General features: G+C 50.4%; 7 protein-coding genes and 2 tRNA genes. 6 read left to right on the top strand and 3 right to left on the bottom strand.

Annotation, left to right across the window (positions count from 1 at the left end):
- Nucleotides 1–93: 93 nt before the first annotated feature.
- Nucleotides 94–228, bottom strand: a complete 135-nt coding sequence (locus tag SGI98_03810; protein MDZ4742526.1) for a hypothetical protein — start codon at nt 226–228, stop codon at nt 94–96.
- A gap of 64 nt (nt 229–292) precedes the next feature.
- Here SGI98_03810 and SGI98_03805 point away from each other — a divergent pair, with 64 nt between their 5' ends.
- The 5 genes from SGI98_03805 to SGI98_03785 all read left to right on the top strand — a co-directional run bounded on the left by SGI98_03805 (nt 293) and on the right by SGI98_03785 (nt 1,871).
- Nucleotides 293–439, top strand: a complete 147-nt coding sequence (locus SGI98_03805) for a hypothetical protein (protein MDZ4742525.1) — start codon at nt 293–295, stop codon at nt 437–439.
- Nucleotides 440–516: 77 nt separating this feature from the next.
- Nucleotides 517–690 (top strand): hypothetical protein, encoded by a 174-nt coding sequence (locus SGI98_03800; protein ID MDZ4742524.1) that lies wholly within the window; start codon nt 517–519, stop codon nt 688–690.
- A 93-nt stretch (nt 691–783) separates the two neighbouring features.
- Complete coding sequence (locus SGI98_03795) at nt 784–963, top strand: hypothetical protein (protein ID MDZ4742523.1); 180 nt, start codon at nt 784–786, stop codon at nt 961–963.
- A 165-nt stretch (nt 964–1,128) separates the two neighbouring features.
- Nucleotides 1,129–1,204, top strand: a tRNA-Lys gene (locus SGI98_03790).
- Between the two features lie 34 nt (nt 1,205–1,238).
- Nucleotides 1,239–1,871 (top strand): lysophospholipid acyltransferase family protein, encoded by a 633-nt coding sequence (locus SGI98_03785; protein ID MDZ4742522.1) that lies wholly within the window; start codon nt 1,239–1,241, stop codon nt 1,869–1,871.
- Nucleotides 1,872–2,149: 278 nt separating this feature from the next.
- On the opposite strand, the gene SGI98_03780 is transcribed toward SGI98_03785, so the two are convergent.
- Nucleotides 2,150–4,003, bottom strand: coding sequence for a GreA/GreB family elongation factor (locus SGI98_03780; GenBank protein ID MDZ4742521.1), 1,854 nt, complete (start codon nt 4,001–4,003; stop codon nt 2,150–2,152).
- Nucleotides 4,004–4,133: 130 nt separating this feature from the next.
- On the opposite strand from SGI98_03780, the gene SGI98_03775 reads away from it, so the two are divergent.
- Nucleotides 4,134–4,219, top strand: a tRNA-Tyr gene (locus tag SGI98_03775).
- 662 nt (nt 4,220–4,881) lie between these two features.
- Here SGI98_03775 and SGI98_03770 read toward each other — a convergent pair.
- Nucleotides 4,882–5,094, bottom strand: coding sequence for a hypothetical protein (locus SGI98_03770; protein MDZ4742520.1), 213 nt, complete (start codon nt 5,092–5,094; stop codon nt 4,882–4,884).
- Nucleotides 5,095–5,207: the final 113 nt, after the last annotated feature.

The raw sequence follows: 5,207 nt of genomic DNA, 5'->3' as shown, positions 1-5,207 counted from the left end.
CGGTACTCCTGAAAGCCTACCTCTGACACTTCGAGCCTAGTCATCGTCATGGGGCGGGGAGCTTTTGCTCATTTGCTCGGGACGTGGATGTGTTTAGCGGATGATGAAAAGAAATGAGTAAAAGGGTTTATCCTGAATAAATTCCGGGGCGACCAAAATCTCCTGGGTAACGCGATGGATAGGGCTACTGGACAAAACGGGCATCCCCACGGTAGCGATCGTGCCCATGATGGCACATGCTTTACCTAGAGAGGACACGCTGCATTTGTGTTCTGACAAGGACCATTCAAAGGTGAATCTCGCGCTCCTGAGTTACCCATACGTGAGTGATTTTGAGGAATTTGACCCGCTGATGCATGAGGATGGAGTGAATGTCGTGCCGATCCGGGATTACCAGAGTCTGGAGGGTTTTCACGCGATTATCCTGCCGGGGGAGTAAACACACGGCGGCAAGCCTCCGGCATCTCAGGGAGAGTGGTTTAGCGGCAGAGGTCCCTGGGGCGAGCCTCACGGGGAGTGGCCGTCTATGGGGTTTGTGGAGGCATGCAGATGCTGGGTAATATGATCCATGATCCGGATAAAGTGGAGGGAGGGGATTTTCCCGGTCTCGGGCTCTTAGACATTCATACCACATTTTTCCCTGAAAAAGTCACGCAGCAGACAGAAGTGCTCAAGAGGGGTCGAGGCTGAAGGGGCTATGAAATCCATCACGGACATACGGACGCAGGCGGCGCAGCGCGTGAATACCTCCCCGGAGGGCTTGGCTGGGTACAGGGGAATGTGATGGGTGTCTATCTCCACGAGATTTTTGAGAATACAGCATACCGCCAAGCATTCCTCCGTTCCTTAGGATGGGATCGCCAATCATTTGATTGGAATGCCCTTGTGGAAGGACATTTGGAGAAGGCGGCAGGATTGATCGTTTCCACAGGGTGGGATAAATATTTCGGACAAGATCATTAATCGGAATGGAATATCAGGAAAATAGGTCATTTACGCAGAAAACAATCTCTTTTTTTCGCCCAAGCAGGCATCTGATAAAAAACATTGCATAAAGATTTGTCCGGAATGAAAAAAGATTTTGACTTCATCCGCCCACTATGGCAGCTTTCACAACTCCGATTGACCGGGCCGGTAGCTCAGTTGGTAGAGCAGTGCCCTTTTAAGGCATTGGTCCTGGGTTCGAGTCCCAGCCTGCCCACCAGTCTTCTTTTTATTTTGAGAATTCTGAAGACACCTTGAAATCACCATTTGTACAACGACTTTTGTCTTACCTGACTTTTTCTTTCCTGAAAGTCTTGGGTATTTCGCTTCGTTGGAGGTTTACCGATCAGGATAAAATCCTCTCCCGCCAGCCAAAAGAACCCATTTTCTTCCTTTTTTGGCATAACCGTTTACTCCTGATTCCCTATTTTTTTTCCAAATACATGCCGGATCGTGAAGGCACTGCGATGGTCAGCCCGAGTAAGGACGGGGAATTTTTGTCCATGACCCTAAAACTTTTTAATATCAATGCAGCCCGGGGGTCGAGTTCGCGCAAAGGGGTGAAAGCCCTTTTTGAGATTTACGAAGCCATTCGTCTCGGCCACGACATTGCGATTACCCCGGATGGCCCGAGGGGGCCTTGTTACTCGATGCAGCCCGGTGGTGCAGCCGTTGCCCAGCAAACGGGAATCCTCGTGGTGCCCATCGGTTACCGCGCCCGGGCCTGTTGGAAACTCAAAACCTGGGACCGCTTTATTATTCCAAAACCCTTGAGTATCGTGGATGTCCAGCTAGGTAAATCATTCCGCATTCCACCCGGACTCCCCCCGGATGAAGCCATCCTCCTCATGCGCCAAGCCCTCGAATCCGTTACCGATGATCATTAATCATGGTTATGATTTTCTGGGGGTGGTGAGTCGTAAATAAGTAATCGCATGACGAGCCATGCAGGGAACCAGCGTGGCTAACCCTACAATACTTATTTTCTTCGTGGTGCAAATTCCTCCAGAGACAAGTGGGCCGAGCGCCCGACACAAAAGCCGAAAAAACTTTACGTTCCTCCGTGCGACTTTGCATGAAATTTTCCACGAGGACAAAAAAAACCTGAAACTCATAAAGGAGTTTCAGGTGATCCTGAGGGGAAAAAATATTTTACCGGGATGGTTTATTCCACTTCAGCGGTATAAGCACTGATTGATTTGATCGAGACTTTCCGTATGCCTGCCTCGGAGGGGAGTTCAGCTTGTTCCCCGACTTTTTTGTAAATGAGGGCCTGTCCGACGGTTGTTTGATAGCTGATGATCCCTTTGTCGGGGTTACTGTCCCATGCTCCCAAGACATTGTAAATCAGGGGTTCCCCAGATTGTGAATCCGAGACAGTGACGATCGTACCGATCGAGACTTGGCTGGTGTCGGCAGTGGCGAAATCCAGTCCTTGGGCCAGCTCAAGCATGAGCTCGAGCTCCCCACGCCTGCGGGCCAGAATGCGCTGCCTTTCCTTGGCGGCTTTGAATTCATGGTTTTCGCGTAAGTCACCGTAGCTTTTGGCGATTTCGATTTCCTTGATATTAGCGGGAACCTCGATATTGATGATTTTGTCGAGTTCGAGTTTACGGCGTTCCATACTTTTCCATGAAACGTAAAGGGTGGAGGGGGCTTTGGGTTGTGCGGCCTCGGCGGCGTTACTGGCATTAATAATCAAGCTCTGGACCTCAGGGAACATTTTAACGATGCGCCCGAGTAGAGAACGTTTGTTTAACTCCTCGAATGCCGGTGAAATCTGCAAATTACGCACGAAATCCTTCACTTCCTCCAAATCAGCGGATTCAAGGATGTCTTTGAGGAAGGTTTTATTATCTATCACCAAGTCATGGAGTTTTCCACCTGAACGTCCATCGCGCTGGAATTGCTCGCGTTCCAGTGTGGAGATCACAGCTTGGGCAAAACGGACATTAAACAAGTCATAGAGTTCATCATAGCGATCTTTGGCGAGCCAGAGGATGATGGGGGAGTTCATAGAGTGTTCGCGGACTAATTTGTCGAGCTGTTTATAGACATCCCCTGCCTTCTTTTCATCACGGAAAAGGGTGAATGTATCGGAAATCAAAGCTCCTTCGAGGCTATTGAATATTTTTAAGAGGCGGTTACCCCAATCATCCGGATGCGCGAGCTTGATGGAGTGCAGGAGGCGTTTAGCTCGGGCGGAGGGTAGGGCCGAGATCATTTTACCGAGGTCAGTGGCTTTGAGCAGGAGGAAGTCACTGGTGAGCCTTTCTTCACGTTCGATTCCCATGGCCTCTTTGATTTCCTCGCGGATAATGGAGAGCTCCACGCTGGAGAGCAAATTGTTTGCGACATTTCGCTCGATCGTCTGGTTGATCGTGTCCAAGATAATGAGGATCGAGTCCTTGGAGTCCTGGAATAGATCGATGTCTTTGAGGATTTTTTGGATGGCCGTCATCTGGGGTTTGAGACCGACGGCTTGGTTGAATTCTTCGAGTAATTCACTCTTGGTGTCGACAGGCACGTCACGCATGACGATTGGCTCATTTTTCCCACTCGGGATCGAAAAGAGCGGGTCTTTTTTGAGGTCGGCCTTTACCTTGGTCCAGACCTTTTTCCATTCAGCGGGTGTGTAGAATTCCTTAAAGAGAGGTTCGATCTGGCCCATAGACGCTGATTCATCGGGGAAACTCTTGAGGAGGAGGGTGAGGAATGCGGTGCTGTCATTTTGCGCAAGGGCTTTCAGGCCAGCCGGATCAGATGCTTGTTTGGCGAGGACATGGTTTTCGGGGAGTGAAATGAGCGAGTCCGCAGCATATTCGATTTTCATCGGGTGGGCCGGTTTCCCTTTGAAATCAATGAGGACCTGGCTGGTTACAAAGTCATAATCCTTAATATGGCCGAATCCCCAGCTTTTGTGTGTGACATAGGTGCCGGGTTGGATTTTTAGGAGTTTTTCAAATTGTGCTTTATTGACTTTTTTTGCATCAAGAAGTTTCTGTAACTGTTCGCTCATAGGCGTGTGATCATGACGAAGACCAAGAAAACTGGCAAGGGCAGATTTTTTTTGGTGCTTTTTGGAAAAGACAAGATTGAGTTGTTGACGGACTGGGCGGATTTTGTTTTATCTATTCTTTCACTCCATTGGACGGATACCCAAGTGGCCAACGGGGGCAGACTGTAAATCTGCTGGCTTTTGCCTTCGAAGGTTCGAATCCTTCTCCGTCCACCATCTCTTTTTCTTCTGAACCCCCTGCAAAAATTAATCGAAACAGGGTTTTGTCTTAATGAAAAATCGACCCTAAAAACGCCGTCATAGCGTTGGTATAAGAAAAGCGGGCTATTTACACCACCAAGCGCACGAAAGGCACGAAGGACGCAAAGTTTTTCTGAATTTCCGTGTGTAGGGCGACCGGCTCGGTTGCCACGGGCCAGAGTTTCTCTGGTTACCTCCGGCATTTGGCAAGCAGGGCCGCTCGCCCTACACGTGAAAAAGGGATTCACCACAGCACTGCTTCCCCCTTCGTGGTGCAATTTGCTCGACAGCGCACGAGGGACAATCTTCCGATTGTCCGGGACGGGCATTCACGGCGGTCAGAACCATTCAGGCCCCGAAACGCCTTCTGGGCAATTTGCGCGTTGTCCATAAAACAGGAAAAGTCAGCGTGCAGGTTGCTTACAGCAATTTGCTCAAAAAAAATCTCAAATCGCGGCCTGACCCCTATTTGCAAAGTTTTTCTAAATTTCCGTGTGTAGGGCGACCGGCTCGGTTGCCTTTGGGCCAGAGTTTCTCTGGTTACCTCCGGCATTCGGCAAGCAGGGCCGCTCGCCCTACACGCGAAAAAGGGATTCACCACAGCACTGCTTCCCCCCTTCTGGGGAGCAATTTGCTCCTCACGACTGGAGAGACAATCTTCCGATTGTCCGGGCCGAGCATTCACGGCGGTCAGAACCATTCAGGCCCCGAAACGCCTTCGGGGCAATTTGCTCAGAAATGGCGATGAAAGTGGCACGGGCGTCTCGCCCGTGGGATCGAAAAAACACGGCCAAGATGGCCGTGCCACTCTCCGCGACCGTCAGGATCCGCTCGGTTATGCCCGCTGACATCATCCCCTAGCGACTATCCGCCAGCCGGAGCGATTTGCGCGGTGGGTGAAGCAATTTGCGTGTATTGATTCACGTCATTGACCGTACGGTCAAAAAACATCCCGCAGCACGCG

It is taken from the genome of Verrucomicrobiota bacterium (assembly GCA_034440155.1).
Classification (GTDB): Bacteria; Verrucomicrobiota; Verrucomicrobiia; order JAWXBN01; family JAWXBN01; genus JAWXBN01.
The sequence above is the reverse complement of the archived record's forward strand: the minus strand, read 5'-3'. Positions and strand labels throughout refer to the sequence as shown.

Coding starts and splice junctions, on each gene's coding strand:
- SGI98_03810 (MDZ4742526.1), bottom strand. CDS start 228: ATGGGCACGATCGCTACCGTGGGGATGCCCGTTTTGTCCAGTAGCCCT.
- SGI98_03795 (MDZ4742523.1), top strand. CDS start 784: ATGGGTGTCTATCTCCACGAGATTTTTGAGAATACAGCATACCGCCAA.
- SGI98_03770 (MDZ4742520.1), bottom strand. CDS start 5,094: ATGTCAGCGGGCATAACCGAGCGGATCCTGACGGTCGCGGAGAGTGGC.
- SGI98_03780 (MDZ4742521.1), bottom strand. CDS start 4,003: ATGAGCGAACAGTTACAGAAACTTCTTGATGCAAAAAAAGTCAATAAA.